Annotated in this window: 19 protein-coding genes; 12 read left to right on the forward strand and 7 right to left on the reverse strand. The window is 62.3% G+C overall.

What is annotated here, in order from left to right:
* Nucleotides 1–83: 83 nt before the first annotated feature.
* The gene (locus tag NKI66_RS06250) at nucleotides 84–692 is read left to right on the forward strand and encodes a 2'-5' RNA ligase family protein (protein ID WP_128302459.1); all 609 of its coding nucleotides are present in this window, start codon (nucleotides 84–86) and stop codon (nucleotides 690–692) included.
* 112 nt (nucleotides 693–804) lie between these two features.
* Entirely contained in the window at nucleotides 805–1,158 is a 354-nt protein-coding gene (locus tag NKI66_RS06255) for a nuclear transport factor 2 family protein (RefSeq protein WP_023808694.1), read from the forward strand.
* Between the two features lie 103 nt (nucleotides 1,159–1,261).
* Here the strand turns inward: NKI66_RS06255 and NKI66_RS06260 are convergent, their stop codons facing one another.
* Together NKI66_RS06260 and NKI66_RS06265 are read right to left on the reverse strand one after the other, a co-directional pair.
* A complete protein-coding gene (locus NKI66_RS06260) occupies nucleotides 1,262–1,741 on the reverse strand; it encodes an SRPBCC family protein (RefSeq protein WP_023808693.1) in 480 nt (159 codons plus the stop codon).
* On the reverse strand, nucleotides 1,738–2,094 hold the full coding sequence (locus tag NKI66_RS06265; protein WP_023808692.1) for an ArsR/SmtB family transcription factor: 357 nt from the start codon (nucleotides 2,092–2,094) through the stop codon (nucleotides 1,738–1,740). Before NKI66_RS06265 ends, NKI66_RS06260 begins: the two co-directional genes overlap by 4 nt.
* Nucleotides 2,095–2,253: 159 nt before the next feature.
* Here NKI66_RS06265 and NKI66_RS06270 point away from each other — a divergent pair, with 159 nt between their 5' ends.
* Nucleotides 2,254–2,601: an ArsC family reductase gene (locus NKI66_RS06270; RefSeq protein WP_352751244.1), complete on the forward strand. Its 348-nt coding sequence runs from the start codon at nucleotides 2,254–2,256 to the stop codon at nucleotides 2,599–2,601.
* 246 nt (nucleotides 2,602–2,847) lie between these two features.
* Here NKI66_RS06270 and NKI66_RS06275 read toward each other — a convergent pair whose 3' ends face one another.
* From NKI66_RS06275 to NKI66_RS06285, 3 genes are read right to left on the reverse strand one after another with little or no spacing between them, the layout of a single operon-like run.
* On the reverse strand, nucleotides 2,848–3,204 hold the full coding sequence (locus tag NKI66_RS06275; RefSeq protein WP_352751246.1) for a DUF488 domain-containing protein: 357 nt from the start codon (nucleotides 3,202–3,204) through the stop codon (nucleotides 2,848–2,850).
* 19 nt (nucleotides 3,205–3,223) lie between these two features.
* On the reverse strand, nucleotides 3,224–4,480 hold the full coding sequence (locus NKI66_RS06280; RefSeq protein ID WP_352751248.1) for an aminopeptidase: 1,257 nt from the start codon (nucleotides 4,478–4,480) through the stop codon (nucleotides 3,224–3,226).
* A complete protein-coding gene (locus tag NKI66_RS06285) occupies nucleotides 4,477–5,469 on the reverse strand; it encodes a LysR substrate-binding domain-containing protein (RefSeq protein WP_352751250.1) in 993 nt (330 codons plus the stop codon). The genes NKI66_RS06280 and NKI66_RS06285 overlap by 4 nt, the downstream gene beginning before the upstream one ends.
* 94 nt (nucleotides 5,470–5,563) lie before the next feature.
* Between NKI66_RS06285 and NKI66_RS06290 the strand changes: the two genes are divergently transcribed.
* The 3 genes from NKI66_RS06290 (at nucleotide 5,564) to sbmA (ending at nucleotide 8,432) form a co-directional block, all read left to right on the forward strand.
* The gene (locus NKI66_RS06290; RefSeq protein ID WP_352550895.1) at nucleotides 5,564–5,785 is read left to right on the forward strand and encodes a hypothetical protein; all 222 of its coding nucleotides are present in this window, start codon (nucleotides 5,564–5,566) and stop codon (nucleotides 5,783–5,785) included.
* Nucleotides 5,786–5,898: 113 nt separating this feature from the next.
* Nucleotides 5,899–7,059, forward strand: a complete 1,161-nt coding sequence (locus tag NKI66_RS06295) for a YbfB/YjiJ family MFS transporter (protein ID WP_128302465.1) — start codon at nucleotides 5,899–5,901, stop codon at nucleotides 7,057–7,059.
* A 113-nt stretch (nucleotides 7,060–7,172) separates the two neighbouring features.
* On the forward strand, nucleotides 7,173–8,432 hold the full coding sequence (gene sbmA, locus NKI66_RS06300; protein WP_023808685.1) for a peptide antibiotic transporter SbmA: 1,260 nt from the start codon (nucleotides 7,173–7,175) through the stop codon (nucleotides 8,430–8,432).
* 34 nt (nucleotides 8,433–8,466) lie between these two features.
* Here the strand turns inward: sbmA and NKI66_RS06305 are convergent, their stop codons facing one another.
* Nucleotides 8,467–9,465, reverse strand: coding sequence for a polysaccharide deacetylase family protein (locus tag NKI66_RS06305; protein WP_023808684.1), 999 nt, complete (start codon nucleotides 9,463–9,465; stop codon nucleotides 8,467–8,469).
* 214 nt (nucleotides 9,466–9,679) lie between these two features.
* Between NKI66_RS06305 and NKI66_RS06310 the strand changes: the two genes are divergently transcribed.
* Together NKI66_RS06310 and der are read left to right on the forward strand one after the other, a co-directional pair.
* Nucleotides 9,680–10,345 carry a tetratricopeptide repeat protein gene (locus tag NKI66_RS06310; protein WP_023808683.1) on the forward strand — a complete coding sequence of 222 codons (666 nt, stop codon included), beginning with the start codon at nucleotides 9,680–9,682 and terminating at the stop codon, nucleotides 10,343–10,345.
* Nucleotides 10,342–11,778: a ribosome biogenesis GTPase Der gene (gene der / locus NKI66_RS06315; RefSeq protein WP_352751253.1), complete on the forward strand. Its 1,437-nt coding sequence runs from the start codon at nucleotides 10,342–10,344 to the stop codon at nucleotides 11,776–11,778. The genes NKI66_RS06310 and der overlap by 4 nt, the downstream gene beginning before the upstream one ends.
* Nucleotides 11,779–11,806: 28 nt before the next feature.
* On the opposite strand, the gene NKI66_RS06320 is transcribed toward der, so the two are convergent.
* A complete protein-coding gene (locus tag NKI66_RS06320) occupies nucleotides 11,807–12,730 on the reverse strand; it encodes a LysR substrate-binding domain-containing protein (RefSeq protein WP_352751254.1) in 924 nt (307 codons plus the stop codon).
* 117 nt (nucleotides 12,731–12,847) lie between these two features.
* Between NKI66_RS06320 and NKI66_RS06325 the strand changes: the two genes are divergently transcribed.
* The 4 genes from NKI66_RS06325 (at nucleotide 12,848) to NKI66_RS06340 (ending at nucleotide 16,946) form a co-directional block, all read left to right on the forward strand.
* The gene (locus NKI66_RS06325; protein ID WP_352751256.1) at nucleotides 12,848–14,137 is read left to right on the forward strand and encodes an MFS transporter; all 1,290 of its coding nucleotides are present in this window, start codon (nucleotides 12,848–12,850) and stop codon (nucleotides 14,135–14,137) included.
* A gap of 144 nt (nucleotides 14,138–14,281) precedes the next feature.
* Entirely contained in the window at nucleotides 14,282–15,466 is a 1,185-nt protein-coding gene (locus tag NKI66_RS06330; protein ID WP_023808679.1) for a cell wall hydrolase, read from the forward strand.
* Between the two features lie 254 nt (nucleotides 15,467–15,720).
* Nucleotides 15,721–16,128 (forward strand): AtpZ/AtpI family protein, encoded by a 408-nt coding sequence (locus NKI66_RS06335; RefSeq protein WP_023808678.1) that lies wholly within the window; start codon nucleotides 15,721–15,723, stop codon nucleotides 16,126–16,128.
* Nucleotides 16,129–16,187: 59 nt separating this feature from the next.
* The gene (locus tag NKI66_RS06340) at nucleotides 16,188–16,946 is read left to right on the forward strand and encodes a F0F1 ATP synthase subunit A (protein WP_023808677.1); all 759 of its coding nucleotides are present in this window, start codon (nucleotides 16,188–16,190) and stop codon (nucleotides 16,944–16,946) included.
* Nucleotides 16,947–16,971: the final 25 nt, after the last annotated feature.

The following is a 16,971-nucleotide window of genomic DNA, read 5'->3' on the forward strand; positions in this document are numbered from 1 at the left end:
TCCACGCTTGACTCCAAGGATTGTTCCTGTTTTGTTCTAACCGTAGATGAGAAACAGGAGCGTTCTTCGCCGGGCGTATGGGTATGTATCGGCAAGGTGAATTCGATTTCGGCATACCAGAGCCTCCGTGGCAACCGAAGCGGCCGGATCGTGCCTTCTTCGGGTTGTTCTTGCAGCCGAAGGACTATGGTTCATTCGCCAATCTGCAGACGCAGCTTTGTCATCGACATGAAGTCGGTGAATCGCTGCTGTCGGCTGAACGGTTCCATCTGAGCCTGCAACATGCCGGCGACTACAAGCGGCTGCGGTCCAAGACCGTCTTTGCGGGATCTCGATCGGGTCAGCGTGTCCACATGCCTGCTTTCGAGGTCACGTTTGGCCACGTCGGCAGCTTTCCCGGTCGCCCGGCAACAAGGGGCAGGCCACCTCATCGCCCATTTGTGCTTCTCGCCGATGATGGACCGGTTTTTGAACTTCACAAATTGCTTGGTGTCGAGATGCTCAGGAATGGGCTCAAAGCGTCGGATCATTTCGTTCCGCATCTGACACTTGCCTACGATCAAAAGTTCATCTCTCGGCAGCCCATCGAACCGATCAGCTTCGTTGCCCATGACTTCATCTTTGTTCACAGCCTGCGCGGCCTGACAAAATACCTCTTCCTGGATCGTTGGCCTTTGCCGTTGGCATCGTAGTTCGCAAGCTGGGCGATCCGTCCTGACACGGATTGTCAGCTACCGCACGTTCCGACGATGGAGGCCAGCAAGCTGTTCCCCATTTGCAGTGCGTCTGACAGGAGGAATACAAATGACCATCGCGGAAATTGCCAAGGATTTCACCGAGCTGCTCAAGCAGGGCGATAACGAAGCTGCTGCCGAGAAGTACAACGCCGATGATATAATCAGTCTCGAAGCCATGGCGGGGCCGATGGCCATCTCCCATGGCAAGGAGGCGCTCAGGCAGAAGGGCCAATGGTGGCAGGAGAACAATGAAGTGCATGGCGGCTCGGTCGAGGGCCCCTACGTCAACGGAGACCAGTTCGCGGTGCGCTTCAAGTTCGACATAACGCCCAAGGCTACCGGCGAGCGTGTCACCATGGATGAAGTTGGCCTCTACACGGTCAAAAACGGCAAGATCACCGAAGAGCGCTTCTATTATTGAGGCCGTGAAATACCATCGGCTTGCGGGAGCTCGGTCTCGTCGCTGAAGGTTGAAAAATAAGCATGGCGGCCGGGACGATGTCCCAGGCCGCCATGTGAGAGGCTCAAATGGTCTTCACGTACTGCGCAAGCTGATCGGCCACCGTGCCCCAGCCGTCGAAGAAACCCATCTCTTCATGGTTGTTGCGGGTCGCCTCGTCGCCATGGATGGCGGTGGCGGTGTAGCGCGTGCCCTTGCCGTCCGGCTGCAAGGAAATGACAGCGGTGATGAAGGGTTCCCCTGACGGCCGGTAACCCGGCAACAATGCATCCGTCCACACCAGCCGCTCGTTCGGCACGATTTCGAGATAGCAGCAATGGCGGTCGTTGACCTCATTGCCGTCGGGCGACTGCATGCGCGTCCGGAACAGACCGCCCGGCCTGAGGTCGATCTCGCAGTCGGTGATCATCCAAGGCCTAGGCGTGAACCATTGCTTGACATGCTCAGGCGTCGTCAAGGCGCGCCACAGCAATTCGCGCGGCGCATCGATGACGCGCTCCAGCACGAGGTCCAGCCTGGGATCCGGCTTGAGGGGATAGATCATTTTTCTGTCTCCTGGAGGGTCATCACATAGGCGTCGAACTGGTCGAGGCGGCGCTCCCACAGCGTGCGCTGTTCGGCCAGCCAGTTTTCGGCAAGCTTCAGCGGCTCGGGTGCCAGTTGATAGGTCCTGACCCGGCCGGTCTTTTGCGAGCGCACCAGCCCGCAACCTTCGAGGATTTTGAGATGTTCGATGAAGGAGGGCAGGGCCATGTCGAACGGTTGGGCAAGCTCGCTGACCGAGGCAGGGCTGCGGTTCAGCCGCTCCACCACGCGTCGCCGCGTCGGATCGGACAGTGCGCGAAAGATGCCGTCGATCGGTGGACGGCTCGGAGTTGTGGTCTGAAGGCTTGTCATTGGTCATCCCGGGTGTCGTCGAAAGCGGCTCGAAAATACTTAGGAAAATTCCTTAATGTTGACAAGCCCAAAAACACTGGGACACCGGTGCGACCGCTGGCAAAGCGCGCAGAGCGTCCTTAATCTGCGGTCAGATTCGAAATCGGAAGGGCCGCTGTTTTGACGATCATCATCTACGGCTTCACCACCTGCGACACCGTCAAGAAGGCGCGCGTCTGGCTGGAGGGCCATGATGTTTCCTACCGTTTTCACGATTTCAGGGCAGAGGGGCTGGACGCCAAGCGTCTTGACGGCTGGGTTGGCAAGGTCGGCTGGGAAAAGCTGCTCAACAAGGCGAGTACGACGTTTCGCGAACTGGCGGAAAAGGACAAGCAGGGCCTGGATGAAAAGAAGGCCAAGGCGCTGATGCTGGCCAAGCCGACCATGATCAAGCGACCGGTGCTGGAGGTTGGGGATCGGGTGCTGGTTGGATTCAAGGCTGATGTTTATGAAGCGGCGGTGAGGTAGCGTAGCGAGACGGCGACGCTGCAATCTCCCCCCTTGCGGGGGAGATGGCCGGCAGGCCAGAGGGGGGTGTGAAGGATCGCCACCCTTTGACTGTTCGTCTCAGAATTTGGCCGGTGATTGGCTGACAGGTCGGCGGGACAGCACCCCCCTCTGCCCTGCCGGGCATCTCCCCCGCAAGGGGGGAGATTGGCCAATCGCCGACCTTACAGATTGTGGGCGCCCTTCAATACAGATTGTGGGCGCCCTTCAATCCGTCTTTCTGAGAAATGCCGCCAGCGCCACCGCATTGTTGTGCTTCTCATCATGCGCGCCGTAGAGCAGTGTCACCTTGCCGTGGCGAAGCAGGCCGCGCGATTCACCCACCGCATCTTCATTCCCGTCCAACTCAACTCGGTACTGCTTCTGAAACTCAGCCCAGCGCGCCGCCTCATGGCCGAACCATTTGCGCAGATCGTCGCTCGGCGCGATGTCCTTCAGCCACAGCGCCAGCGCGGCGTCCTCCTTGCTGACGCCGCGTGGCCAGATTCGGTCGACCAGAACCCGTTGCCCGTCATCGGGCGCGGGTGGCTCGTAGATACGCTTGACCGCTAGGTCGAAGGCCATCGGACCCTCCGTAAGCGGGTCAGGCCCACTCGCCCTTGCGCATGACGGGCACGCGGGCGCCGTCCTTGTGAACGCCATCGATGTCGATCTTGTCCGAGCCGATCATCCAGTCGATGTGGATTAAACTCTTGTTGCCGCCGCGCGCCGCGATCTCGTCCTGGCTGAGCGAGGCGCCGTCGACGAAGCACTTCGAATAGCACTGGCCGAGCGCGATGTGGCAGGCGGCGTTCTCATCGAACAGCGTGTTGAAGAACAACAGCCCGCTCGCCGAGATCGGCGAGGAATGTGGCACCAGCGCCACCTCGCCGAGGCGGCGCGCGCCCTCATCCGTATCGAGCACCTTCTTCAGCACGTCCTCGCCCTTCGATGCCTTGGCCTCGACGATCCTGCCTTCTTCGAAACGCACCGAAATGTCGTCGATCAGCGTGCCCTGGTAGGACAGCGGCTTGGTCGAGGAAACATGACCCTCGACCCGCCTTGCGTGCGGCGTGGTGAAGACCTCCTCGGTCGGGATGTTGGGGTTGCAGGTGATGCCGTTCTTGGCGGTCGAGGCGCCGCCCATCCATTCATGGCCGTCCGCCAGCCCAACCGTCAGGTCGGTGCCGGGTCCGGTAAAGTGCAGCGCATGGAAATTATGGCCGTTGAACCATTCGGTGCGGCTGCGCAGCGCTGCGTTGTGCGCTTTCCAGTTGCCGATCGGGTCCTCCACATCGACCCGCGAGGCGGCGAAGATGGCATCGGCAAGCTTCACCACGGCAACGTCGTCGGCATCGCCGGGGAAGACCTGTCTGGCCCAGGCGAGGTCCGGATAGGCGACGATGTTCCAGTTGATGTCGAAGCCGGTGATCTTTTCCAGCGCCGGCTGATACGCCATCGAATTCGCCTTGTTGGCGCGCGCCACCTTCGCCGGATCCTGAGCCGACAACAGCGATGGATCCTCGCCGCGCACGGCAAGCCGCGCCGCATTGTTGGCAAAGGCTTTCGCCATGCCCTCATAAAGCCAGCCGGCGGCGCGGTCGAAGCTCGCGTCGGCGCCGAAACGGTAGCGGGCCAGCGTCATCTCGTCATCGTTGAAGATCGGCGTCACCAGCCCGGCACCGGCCTTGTAGGCATGCTCGACGATCCGCCTGGTCAACGGCAGTGCCGCGATCGATGAAGTCAGCACCAGATCCTGGCCTGGCTGCAATTGCAGTCCGACCTTGATGGCGACTTCCGCCAGCCTGTCGAGCTTCACCGGGTCGATCGATGCGGAAACGCCGCGCGAATGTGTGGTCATGATCCTGCCTGTCGTAGTTTGATGTCCGACCTACCATAGAGCGTCGGCGCGGTGCTTTCCACCGCGATCGCGCCGGCGGGTTCTGGGTTTGCGGACCCGAACCGCGCCATGGTTGCCTCGATCTCTTCCCTGATCCAGAGCTTGAAATCCCGGACCTTGCGGCTTTCCGCCTTGACGGACGAGGTCACCAGCCAATAGCCGAGCCCGCTCTGGGCGCGGATTCCGAAAGGCGCCACCAGCCGCCCGTCGGCCAGCGCATCCGCGGCGAGCAATTGCCAGCCCAGCATCACGCCATGGCCGGCAATCGCCGACTCCAGGCAAAGCATCGGGTCGGTGAAACGCGCACCCTTGAGGAAGGTGACAGGTGGGACACCGGCCGTCTCGAACCAGCTTTCCCAGTTGATCATCGCCCGCTCGTCGGTAATCGCGCAGGTCTGGGCAAGGTCCTCGATCGATTTCAGTTTTTGGGCGATGGCCGGCGCGCAGACCGGGAAGACTTCCTGCGCCAAGAGCAGTTCCGCCCGCCCACCAGGCCATTTGCCGTCGCCAAGCCGGATGGCGATGTCGATGTCCGAGTGATCGAGATTGGCCAGCCGCACCGAAGCGTCGATGCGCAGCAGCACGTTGGGATGCCGGTCGAAGTGGCGAGATAGCCTGGGCAACAGCCACTTCGAGGCAAAGGCCGGCGCCACCGAAACCACCAATGTGCACTGCGTTGCCTCGTCGGCCAGCGCTACGGCCTGGGCAAGCTCGCGAAATCCAGCACCAAGGCGGGCCGCGAAGACGGCGCCGAATTCGGTCAGCACGAGACCGCTCGCCGTTCGCTCGAACAGCGCTTGGCCGAGCTGTTTTTCGGTACGGCTTATCTGCTGGCTGACGGCGCTGACGGAAACGTTGAGCTCACCGGCCGCCGCCGCCAGCGATCCGAGACGGGCAACGGTTTCGACGGCGCGGAGGCCGTTGAGATGGACGCAGTTGAGCATGGCCATTGAGTTTTTCTAAACTGATCCGGCTGAAATCTCAATTGAAAGGCATGTCGAAACGGCAGATTTTCTCGGGAGAGACAGATCTGTGGAGCCGGAAATGCTGAGGATATTGTCGTCATCGCTGAAGGTCTTTTTCGCTGCGACTACTTCGCATGAGCCGCGCCAGGACAGCGAAACGCAGAGATGGCTGATCGATCCGCTTTCGCATCCGGTGCTGAACACCATGTCGGAGCGCGAACTGGGCGATGTGCCGTTCAGGCTGACGGCACGGCGGACAGTGCACGAGACGGTTCCACTATGCGCCGGCGGTCGCTGCTGAGCAGGTGCCAAGCGTTCCGGCTCGAGGAAAGTCGAGGCGAGCACGTCCCGCGTACGCACTGGCCCAACAGATGGCGATTGTTTCAGCGATCCCTGCACTTATTGTGCAGTGCAATGACATCAGCCACCTCGACAGCGCTGCGGTTCGCTCTCGCCGGCATGATTGCCATGGCGATTGCCATGGGCATCGGCCGTTTCGTCTACACGCCGATCCTCCCCGGGATGATGCAGGAACTGCATCTGTCGCCTGCCGATGCCGGCTGGATCGCGTCGGCCAATTATCTCGGCTACCTCGTCGGCGCGTTGGCAGCGGCGGGCGGCTGGGCGCATGGGCGCGAGCGCCTGCTGATGCTGGCGGGGCTTGGCGCCAGTGCGGTCCTTGCCGCGCTGATGGGGCTGACCGAAGCGATGGCGGCCTTTCTCGCCATCCGCTTTCTGGCCGGTCTGGCCAGCGCCTTCGTCATGGTGTTCATGGCCAGCATCGTGTTCAGCCATATCGCGGCTGCCGGTCGCAACGACCTGCAGGCCTGGCATTTCGGCGGCGTCGGGCTCGGCATAGCGGCATCGGCGGCGATGATGGCGGTGCTGGTCGCCGAGCATTCGGGCTGGGCGGCAGGCTGGCTGTGGTCGGCGACGATTTCGGCCTGTGGTTTCGTCCTCGTCGCTCTGTTGGTCAATGAGGGTCCGCTCGGCAACGGCGAAGTCACCCGCGAGCCGGCACTGCGGATGGACCGGTCGTTGGTCAAGGTCATCATCGCCTACGGCCTGTTCGGCTTTGGCTATGTGGTGACGGCGACATTCCTGGTCGCCATCGTTCGGCAAGGCGGCGGCAGCCGCATCTTCGAGGCCATGGTGTGGATGGTCGCCGGTCTTGCGGGCTTTCCCTCCGTCTGGCTCTGGCAGAAGATCGCGGCCCGGACCGGCCTCTATGCCGCCTATGCGCTGGCGTGCTTCATCGAAGTTGCCGGCGTCACCGCCAGCGTCGCCATCGGCGGAGCCACCGGGCCGCTGCTTGCCGGCGTGCTGCTCGGCGGCACCTTCATTGCCATTACCGCCTTTGGCCTGCAAGCCGCCCGGCAGCAGGCGCCAGAGGCGCCGCGGCGGATCTTTGCCCTGATGACGGCTGCGTTCGGCCTTGGCCAGATCATCGGTCCGGTCGCAGCCGGATTTCTGGCGCAAATGTCCGGCGATTTCTTCCTCGCCTCGATCACCGCCGCAACCATGCTGGTCGTCTCCGGCGCCATCACATGGTCGGCTGCGCCAAAATCGCCATGATTGTGGGCTTGCTGTGCCGGGCATCGGGCACGGGCATTTTCTTTCCCACTAATGTGTGACTTTATGCCCGCTGTCGTCAGCTGATTTGCGCCTAGATCGAGGAATTCGCCACAGTGTTCGTATCCTTTTTCCCGCAGCCGAAGCTCTTTTTCACTTCGGCCGCCGTCTGGAGCCTTGCGGCGATCCTGTTCTGGTTCTTCGGTGGTGAACAATTGGGTGCGGTTTTCGGATTGCCGCCCGCCGCGGCCGGCGCGCCGCCCCTCATCGGCATCGCCATCCTCGTATCGAAACCGTTCCTCTGGTTCTATCTCTATTTCGCGTTCTGCGTGCTCGTCTTCTATGCATTCTGGAGTTGGTATTCGCCGCATCCATGGCAGCGCTGGTCGATCCTGATGACCGCGGTCATTCTGTTCTTCATCTATTTCAATGTGCAGGTCAGTGTCGCCGTCAACGCCTGGTATGGGCCTTTCTTCGACTATGTGCAGGGCCTGATGTCGGGGACTGGAAAGTCTACCAACAGCGAATTTTATATCGGATTGGCCGATTTTTCGTGGCTGGCGCTGGTCGGCATGAATGTGCAGGTGGTCAATGCCTTCATCGTCAGTCACTGGATCTTCCGTTGGCGCACGGCGATGAACAACTACTTCGTCGAGAACTGGGGCAGGCTGCGCCATATCGAGGGTGCCTCGCAGCGTATCCAGGAAGACACGATGCGGTTCTCGCAGATCATGGAAGATCTCGGCTCCAGCTTCGTCCAGTCGATCATGACGTTGATCGCATTCCTGCCGGTCATGATTCAGTTGCAGGCCCATATCACCGAGTTGCCGATTATCGGCGCGATCCCGCAGCCATTGGTTGTCGCGGCCCTTGCCTGGTGTCTGTTCGGGACGATCTCGGTCATGGTTGCCGGTCTGAAGCTTCCAGGGCTGCAGTTCCGCAACCAGCGTGTCGAAGCCGCCTACCGCAAGGAACTCGTCTACGGCGAGGATCATGCGGACCGGGCCCAGCCGGCCACCACCGCCGAGCTGTTCGAGAATGTTCGTCACAATTATTTCAGGCTCTATTTTCACTACATCTATTTCAACGTCGTCCGTTACACCTACCTGCAGGCCGACAACATTTTCTCGCTGCTGATCCTCGGTCCCTCGCTGGTGGCGCACAAGATAACGTTCGGCGCGCTGAATCAGATTTCGAACGCGTTCGGCAAGGTGACCGGTTCGCTGCAATTTCTGCTCACCTCCTGGTCGACCATCGTCGAGTTGCAATCGGTCCACAAGCGCCTGCGCGCCTTTGAGGCGACGCTCCAAGGCGAGCCGCTGCCTGAAATCGACCAGCGCTATCTGGCAAGGCAGGGCGCCGAGGATCCGGCCTAAAGACCGAGGTTGGAAATCGAACCGGGTTGGCGGCTCAGCCGCCGACCGAGACCTGCCTTTGGCCAGCATCCTGGCGCGAAACATAGTCGCGAAAACTGATGCATTCGACATCCGCCTTGACGCAGACGTCGCCGGCAAAGCGCTCCAGCGCGTTCCAGTAGGCGCCGTCATTCATCAGCGCGAAGTGGAAGCCGAGTTCCAGCGGAATGCGTTTTCCCGCATACTGCCTGTCGAAGGCGGCGCGGAAGGCAGCATAGGTCCGGTTGGCGAACTCGCCCGCTTGGCTTGGCCGCTCGAAGCCGCCGGAATGCCTGACATAGAGATTGTAGTCCATGGCAATCACCGGCCGCGACTTCGGTCCTTCGGGAATCTGAGGCAGGGAAAAGTGCATGATGCCGTTGCTGGCCGTCGGTCGGGCAGGGCCTTGCGAGACGCCGCTGGCATCGAATTGATATCCGGCCGCCGGCAGCGCTTCGTAAAGCGCCTTGCTGGTCGACAGGTACGGCGCGCGAAAGCCGACCACCGCATGCCGCGCGAAATCGCGCCAGCCCTGTGGTTCGGGTGCAATGCCGTTGATCGCATAGGCGTTTTCGAGAATGTGCTCGAACGAACTGAACTCTTTCAGCCAGTCCGCCTTGCTCCAGTCCTTGCCGTCGAAATGGCCGCAGCCATGGCTGGCGATGTCGTGGCCTTCATGCGCGGCAAGGCCGATCTGTTCGAGCCGCTCGGTGACTTCCTGCTTGGAGGCGGCAAAGCCGATGTTGGATTTGCCGGCGCTTTTGCCGGGTGCGGTGTACTCCTTGCGCGTCTCCGTCGACAGCAGGAAGACGCAGGACAGAAAATAGGTGAAATGCGCGCCGGTGCGCTCAGCCAATGCCCGGCTGCGTTTCCATTGCGAAATATCGCGGGCGCTGTCGAATGAGATGATGACGACCTGTTTCGGCTTTGCCGGCACCGGCGGATCGGCCAAAGCCCCGCCACCAGTGGTGAGCGCGGCAAGCGAAAACGCAACAACGCGGAACGGACGAAGCATAGGCAATCTGATCTTCACTCGGGGAACGTCTGCACGCCGGCTATCGCCTAAATGTGGCGTGGGTGCGATGAGCCTTTTCGGCTGCTTGTCCGGGGCAAACATCCGTTTGCCCCGGACAATAGGCGATTTTCCGGTTGAACCCCTTCCATGCCGGCAAAATTTCGCTAAAACGCGGGCTGACAAAGGCCCGACGGGGCAGGAATGGTTTGATTTGATGTCCGACGACAGTTTTATCCGTGAAGTCAACGACGAGATCCGTCGCGAACAGGCGCAGGCGCTGTGGGACCGTTTTGGCCCCGCTCTGATTGTCGTTGCGATCCTCGTGGTGCTCGGCACCGCCGCCTTCGTCGGCTACCGCTATTGGGACGAGACGCGCGCCAACCGCTCGGGCGATGCGTTCTCGCAGGCGCTGAAGCTCGCCAATGACGGCAAGAACGATGAGGCGCTGACCGCGCTCGATCAGTTGGAGAAGGATGGCTACGGCGCTTATCCATTGCTCGCCCGCATGCGCGGCGCGACCGTCAAGGCGAACAAGGGTGACGTCCCCGCCGCCGTCAAGGATTTCGACGAAGTCGCCGCCGATACGGCCATTCCCCAGGGCATTCGCGACATGGCGCGCCTGCGGGCAGCACTGCTGCTTGTCGACCACGGCTCCTTTGCCGACGTCTCCAGCCGTGTCGAAGCGCTCACATCCGACACCAACACGCTGCGCCACACGGCGCGCGAGGCACTCGGCCTTTCCGCCTGGAAGGAAGGCAAGACGCAGGATGCGCTGAAACTGTTCGACCAGATCGCCGCCGATGACGGCGCCCCGCGCAACACCCGCGAGCGCGCAACATTGATGTCCGAGCTGATCCGCGGGTCGGGCAGTGCGTCGTGACCTTCAAAGTCGCCATCATCGGCAGACCTAACGTCGGCAAATCGACTCTTTTCAATCGGCTGGTGGGAAGGAAGCTGGCGCTCGTCGACGACACGCCGGGCGTCACCCGCGACCGTCGCGTCCATGCCGCCAAGCTCTACGACCTGCATTTCGATGTCATCGACACCGCCGGCTTCGAGGACGCTGGCGCCTCGACCTTGCCCGGCCGCATGCGTGCGCAGACCGAGATCGCCATCCGCGAAGCCGACCTGATCTTCTTCACCATCGACGCCAAGTCCGGCCTGTTGCCTGACGACAGGACCTTCGCCGAGATCGTGCGCAAGTCCGGCAAGCCGGTCGTGCTGGTCGCCAACAAGGCCGAGGCGAAGGGCGCCCAGGGCGGCATGCTGGAAGCCTGGGAACTCGGACTTGGCGAGCCGATCCCGGTTTCGGCCGAGCATGGCCAGGGCATGCCCGATTTGCGCGACGCCGTGATCGGCGCGCTCGGCGAAGCGCGCGCCTTCGGCGAAGAAGAAGATGGCGAAGACGAAGACGTCGCTGCCGGCGAGGTGCTGATCGGCGAGGATATCGTCGATCCGGATGCCGAGCATGCCTATGACGACACCAAGCCGATGCGCATCGCCGTTGTCGGCCGTCCCAATGCCGGCAAGTCGACGCTGATCAACGCGCTGATCGGCGAAGAGCGGCTGCTCACCGGACCGGAAGCCGGCATTACCCGCGATTCGATCTCGGTCGATTGGGATTGGCATGGCCGCCGCCTGAAACTGTTCGACACGGCCGGCATGCGCCGCAAGGCCAGGATCCACGAAAAGCTGGAAGTGATGTCGGTGCAGGACGGCCTGCGCGCCATCCGGTTTGCCGAGATCGTCATCATCGTCCTCGACGCCACCATCCCCTTCGAGAAGCAGGATCTGCAGATCGCCGACCTGATCATCAGGGAAGGCCGGGCGCCGGTGATCGCCTTCAACAAATGGGATCTGATCGACCATCCCCAGGAGCTTCTGGCCGAACTGCGCGAGAAGACGGAACGGCTTCTTCCCCAGGCGCGCGGCCTCCAGGCCGTACCTGTCTCCGGCGAGACCGGGCGCGGCCTCGACAAGCTGATGGATGCCGTCATCAGGACGCACAAGGTGTGGAACAGCCGCGTCTCGACCGGCAAGCTCAACCGTTGGCTGGAAGGCATCCTGGCACACCATCCGCCGCCTGCCGTGGCCGGGCGCCGGCTGAAGGTCAAATACGTCACCCAGGCCAAGACCCGGCCGCCGGGTTTCGTTGTCCAGTGCTCGCGGCCCGATGCGATGCCGCAATCCTATGTCCGCTATCTCTCCAACAGCCTGCGCGAAGCCTTCGACATGCCCGGCGTACCGATCCGCATTGCGCTGCGCACGTCGGACAACCCGTTCGCCGGCAGGTCAAACAAGAAACGCAGCTGATCGTCGGCGCCCACCTGGCGCTTCATGATCACGCCACGTTGCGCAGGCCGTTGTCGCTGACCCGCGCATTTTCGGGCAGCGCTTGCCGTGCGGCGTCCAGCAGGATATCGGCGAGGCGGGCCGCCACCGGCTCCGCCTCGGCGTCCTTGCGATGCAGGAACAACGCCATCTTGGGCAGGGCGGGCAATCCGGCGATCTCCGGCGTCATCGCGCTGACGCTGGCCGGCAGGCCGATGTCGGTGCGGATCGTCAGCCCCAGTCCCGCCGCCACGGCTGCCCAGATGCCGCCAAGGCTCGGGCTGGAAAAGGCCATCCGCCACGACAGCCCGGCGCGGTCGAGCGTTTCGGTTGCCACCGTGCGCAGAAGGCATGGCGCTTCGAGCGCCACCAGCGGCAGCGGCTCACCGTGCCGCAGGCTGGTCTCGATGCGCTTTGCCGGCCCGATCCAACGCATCGGCACATCGGCGACATGCTGGCTGTAGGGCAGCGTTTCGCCGCAGTGCCAAGCGAGCGCGATGTCGAGATTGCCCGACATGACCCGTTCGGCAAGTTCGTGGCTGCGCGCGATCCTGGCTTCGATCTTGACCTTGGGGTGCGCCCGGGCAAAGCGGCCGAGCACATCAGGCAGCACCGCCTCGCCGAAATCTTCCTGCAAGCCGAGCCGTACCCAGCCTTCCAACTCGACATCGTGGATGGCGGATGCCGCCTCGTCATTCAATTCGATCAGCCGGCGCGCATAGCCGAGCATGGTCTCGCCGGCCTCGGTCAAAGCGAGGCCGCGTCCTGATTTGCGGAAGATCGGCGTCGCCGCCTGTTCTTCCAGTTTCTTCAATTGCGCGCTCACCGCCGACGTCGACCGGCCAAGCCGGTCAGCGGCCTTGGCAAAGCTGCCCAGTTCCATGCCGGTGACGAAACTGCGCAGGACGTCGAGGTCGAAAGTTACGCGTCGCATAGTGTTAGTCCTGTTTTTCAGGATAGTAAGTTTAAAAGTTCCTGATTTTAAGGATGAAGCTATGGCGGTAGAGACAGACCGTCAAGGCCACCGCTAGCGCAGCATGGGAATGAAATCATGTCCGCCATTGTCAATTGCACAGACCGACAGCCGCCGGAACTCCTGGAAGATACCGGTTCCGCCGCGAGGGCATTCAAGTCGGGCCATCGCTGGAAGGTTCTGGGCATCGGCGTCGCCGCCAATGCCGCCTTCTCGGCTACGTTCTCCGGCATCCCGGCGACGGCGGTCGTTCTTCGCCAGGGCTATCACCTGGGCAATGCCGAGCTCGGCCTGGCGCTCGGCCTTCTCGGGCTGGGGGTCGCGCTCAGCGAACTGCCCTGGGGCCTGCTCACCGATCGCTGGGGCGATCGCCGCGTGCTCCTGGTCGGGCTCGGCGCGACGGCGGTGTGGCTCCTGGTCATGGCGATGCTGGTTGTGCCGACAAAGGCCGGTACTCCCGGCGTCACGCTGCTCGCCGCGAGCCTGCTCATCACCGGACTGCTCGGCGGCAGCGTCAACGGTTCGAGCGGCCGCGCCATTATGGGCTGGTTCCGGGAAAACGAGCGCGGCTTCGCAATGAGCATCAGGCAGACGGCGGTGCCGCTCGGCGGCGGCCTTGGCGCGCTCGTGCTGCCCTCGCTTGCGCTGGCTTTCGGCTTTGGCGCGGTGTTCGGGGTGCTGGCGGGCGCATCCGCTCTGTCTGCCCTGTTCGCCTGGCGCTGGCTGCACGAGCCGCCGACGGCGGGGGAGGGCCATCTCGCTTCGGCTGTGGCCGGACCGGCGCCGCTGCGCAACCGCGATGTTTGGCGTATCGCGACCGCCATCGGCCTGCTCTGCTTTCCGCAGGTGGCCGTGCTCACCTTCGCCTCCGTGTTCCTGCACGATTTCGTTGGGTTGGGAACGGCGGCGATCAGCGCGAGCCTCGCCGCCGTTCAGATCGGCGCCATGGTCATGCGCATCTGGAGCGGCCGCTTCACCGACCGTCACGGCAACCGCCGCCAATTTCTTCGCTTGTGCAGCGCGTTCAGCGCCCTTGCCTTCGCCATGCTTTGGCTGCTGGTCCTGTTCGGCCCAACCGTTCCGGGCGGCCAGCTCATCTGCTTGGCGGTCCTTCCAGTCGTGCTTATTGTCGCAGGCATCTCCGTCTCCGCCTGGCACGGCGTCGCATACACCGAGCTTGCCACCCTTGCCGGCGCCAGCCATGTCGGGACCGCGCTCAGTCTTGCCAACACCTTTGTTTTTGTCGGCTTCTTTCTGGTACCGGTGGCCATTCCGGGGCTCTTGCACCTCTGGTCCTGGTCCGGCGTCTGGCTGGCGGCCGCCATCTGCGCGCTGATCGCCCGGCCGATCTTCCTGCGTCCGGCCTGAATAGTCGGCCGCAAAATCGCCTGACTTCGCAACCACGACCTCGGGTCGGCCGGGAAAACCCGATCGAAGCCGTTAACGTCCCATCAAGGTTAATGCATCATTTTGCTCTCCAGTGGGGTCAGTCGCGTTCCTGGAGAGTGTTCCGTGCATCGACGTGTGTTGAAGCGGCTGGTTGCCGCCGCCGGTGAGAGAAAACGTGGCTTTCTGGCTCCGCTCGTCATCGGTTTCGGCATCTGGATCGGCTTTCCGACGGTCGCCGCCTATCAGGACATGACGAGCCTGGTTTCCGGCCTCGAAGCATCGAGCACGCGCTGGAATTCCTATGTCGAGAAATCCGTCGCCGGCTCGACCCATGCGGCCGAGATGCCCTTTGCCGATTCTGATGTCACCGGCTCCATCTCCGGATCGGGTGTCCACCTGGCCGGTGTCGGCAACGTGTCGTTTCGCGGCAAGGGCGGCAAAGTCAGCGGCACGCCCGATGAGGACCGCGTCGTGCGCGCCGAGAAGAAAGGGCGCATCGTCCAGATGTCTCCCGTCGCACCGCCGAAGAACTTCAACGCCGGCTCGATCTTCGAGCGCACCTCCTCCTTGCTGCGGCCCAGCATGGACAGCGGCCTGAAAATGGCTTTCGCCAAGCCGCAGATCAAAGGCAAGGAAATCCAGATCGCCGCGGCATTCCATGCGCGCGAGGACAAGAAGCCGGATCCCGGCGTGCCGGCCATGCTGGCAGCGCTGGTCAACAACGACCATCCGGACGTGCTGGCCACCGCCTACGCGCAGTCCGAGCCTGATTATGCCAAGGCATCGCCCTTCGAAGCCCTCCTTCAGGACGAGCAGCCCAATGAGGGCCGCTTCATTCCGCCGATGGCCAAGGGCGATCATTCGTGGATCCAGAACCCGCTGCCCGCCAGTGTCTTCTCCCAAAAGGAGCAGGCATGCCTTGCCAACGGCATCTATTTCGAGGCGAGGAGCGAATCCGTGCGCGGCCAGGCCGCTGTCGCCCAGGTCATCCTCAACCGCGTCCGCAATCCGACCTATCCGAATTCGATCTGCGGCGTCGTCTACCAGAACGACAGCTGGTTCAACCGCTGCCAGTTCTCCTTCGCCTGCGACGGCAGGAAGAAGCGCATCGATAGCCCAGCCGCCTACAAGACCGCCCAGGAGATCGCCATGGCCGTCACTGCCGGCAAGATCTTCATCCCGGAGGTCGGATCGTCGACCCACTACTATGCCCAATATGTCCATCCCGGCTGGGCGCGCACAATGCAGAAGATGACCAAGATCGGCCTGCATATCTTCTATCGGACCTATGGCGGCGGCTGGAGCTGAGTGCAGAGCAGCCGCTGATCTTTGATGTGGCGCGCAGCCTATCGAAGAGCCATTGCGCAGGGGATTCGCGCCATGCATCCTCGTCATCATGGCGGGCACGATGTCGCACCTTTCTAATTGATTGATTTTATTGCCTAAAATACATGGCAATGAACTTCCGCCCGTGGCTTGACGGGCGCAAACCCTCTAACTATGTTGCCGGCGACTTTAGAAGCGGACGGACGGTGACGGTCTGACCGGGCAGGGGGGTTGCGATGGCCGACAAGAATGGGCCAGACGGAACCGGAAAAACCGGCCGCGGCAATCAGCATGAACCCGATATCCGCGACGACGATCTTGAGCGCCGCCGCCGTGACCTTGAAGCTTCGCTTGCGACAAGGCGGCCGGGCCGGCTCGAGGGGAAAGACGACGCGAAAGCGGGCAGTGTGGCCGGTTATGGTCAGGCGCTCAAACTCTCCAGCGAGTTTATCGCCGGGGTGGTGGTGGGTGCCGGCATCGGCTGGATCATCGACCGTCTGGCGGGGACATCGCCATGGGGTCTGATCGTGTTTCTGCTGCTTGGTTTTGGCGCCGGAGTGCTCAATGTGATGCGTTCCGCCGGCGTTGTGGCAGAATTTGGACAGGGCGATAAATCGCGCCGTGACCAAGACGACAAGAAATGACCGCGCTTCATGTGCGGTAATGGTAACGAGGCCGTACGCGGCATTGACGGGGTTTGAACGTGGCAGCTGACAAGGTCGATCCGATCCACCAGTTCCATATCAACAAGCTGATTCCGATCGACATCGGCGGCTATGACCTGTCTTTCACCAATTCGGCGCTGTTCATGGTCGCAACCGTGATCGTCGCGGCTGGATTCCTGTTTCTCACGACGTCGAGCCGCAGCCTGGTTCCCGGGCGGCTTCAGTCGGTCTCCGAGATGGCCTACGAGTTCGTCGGCAACATGTTGCGCGATGCCGCCGGCACGCAAGGCATGAAGTTCTTCCCTCTCGTGTTCTCGCTGTTCATGTTCGTGCTCGTCGCCAATCTGCTTGGCCTGTTCCCGTATTTCTTCACCGTCACCAGCCACATCATCGTCACCTTCGGCCTTGCCGTGCTGGTGATCGCAACCGTGGTCGTCTACGGCTTCATGAAGCATGGTTTTGGCTTCCTGAAACTGTTCGTGCCGCATGGCGTGCCGGTCTTCCTGCTGCCACTGGTGGTGCTGATCGAGGTGATCTCCTTCGTGTCGCGCCCGGTCAGCCTCTCGGTTCGTCTGTTCGCCAACATGCTCGCCGGCCACATCACGCTGAAGGTGTTCTCCGGCTTCGTGGTCAGCCTGAGCGCGCTCGGCGCGGTCGGCGTCGCCGGCTCTATCCTGCCTCTGGCGATGGCGGTGGCGCTGACGGCACTGGAACTGCTGGTCGCCTTCCTGCAGGCCTACGTCTTTGCCGTGTTGACCTGCATGTATCTCAACGACGCCCTGCACCCCGGGCATTAGGTCCAAAAGTTTCCGGCCCAGGAAT

The organism is Mesorhizobium sp. M0518 (genome assembly GCF_040321125.1).
In the GTDB taxonomy this organism is placed as follows: domain Bacteria; phylum Pseudomonadota; class Alphaproteobacteria; order Rhizobiales; family Rhizobiaceae; genus Mesorhizobium.

What these genes read in the sequence shown, in the direction of transcription:
- NKI66_RS06320 (WP_352751254.1), bottom strand. Translation starts at nt 12,730, where the DNA reads ATGCGACGCGTAACTTTCGACCTCGACGTCCTGCGCAGTTTCGTCACC.
- NKI66_RS06280 (WP_352751248.1), bottom strand. Translation starts at nt 4,480, where the DNA reads ATGACCACACATTCGCGCGGCGTTTCCGCATCGATCGACCCGGTGAAG.
- NKI66_RS06260 (WP_023808693.1), bottom strand. Translation starts at nt 1,741, where the DNA reads ATGATCTATCCCCTCAAGCCGGATCCCAGGCTGGACCTCGTGCTGGAG.
- NKI66_RS06275 (WP_352751246.1), bottom strand. Translation starts at nt 3,204, where the DNA reads ATGGCCTTCGACCTAGCGGTCAAGCGTATCTACGAGCCACCCGCGCCC.
- NKI66_RS06325 (WP_352751256.1), top strand. Translation starts at nt 12,848, where the DNA reads ATGTCCGCCATTGTCAATTGCACAGACCGACAGCCGCCGGAACTCCTG.
- NKI66_RS06310 (WP_023808683.1), top strand. Translation starts at nt 9,680, where the DNA reads ATGTCCGACGACAGTTTTATCCGTGAAGTCAACGACGAGATCCGTCGC.
- NKI66_RS06255 (WP_023808694.1), top strand. Translation starts at nt 805, where the DNA reads ATGACCATCGCGGAAATTGCCAAGGATTTCACCGAGCTGCTCAAGCAG.
- NKI66_RS06295 (WP_128302465.1), top strand. Translation starts at nt 5,899, where the DNA reads ATGACATCAGCCACCTCGACAGCGCTGCGGTTCGCTCTCGCCGGCATG.
- NKI66_RS06265 (WP_023808692.1), bottom strand. Translation starts at nt 2,094, where the DNA reads ATGACAAGCCTTCAGACCACAACTCCGAGCCGTCCACCGATCGACGGC.
- NKI66_RS06250 (WP_128302459.1), top strand. Translation starts at nt 84, where the DNA reads ATGTATCGGCAAGGTGAATTCGATTTCGGCATACCAGAGCCTCCGTGG.
- NKI66_RS06305 (WP_023808684.1), bottom strand. Translation starts at nt 9,465, where the DNA reads ATGCTTCGTCCGTTCCGCGTTGTTGCGTTTTCGCTTGCCGCGCTCACC.
- NKI66_RS06290 (WP_352550895.1), top strand. Translation starts at nt 5,564, where the DNA reads ATGCTGAGGATATTGTCGTCATCGCTGAAGGTCTTTTTCGCTGCGACT.
- NKI66_RS06335 (WP_023808678.1), top strand. Translation starts at nt 15,721, where the DNA reads ATGGCCGACAAGAATGGGCCAGACGGAACCGGAAAAACCGGCCGCGGC.
- NKI66_RS06285 (WP_352751250.1), bottom strand. Translation starts at nt 5,469, where the DNA reads ATGGCCATGCTCAACTGCGTCCATCTCAACGGCCTCCGCGCCGTCGAA.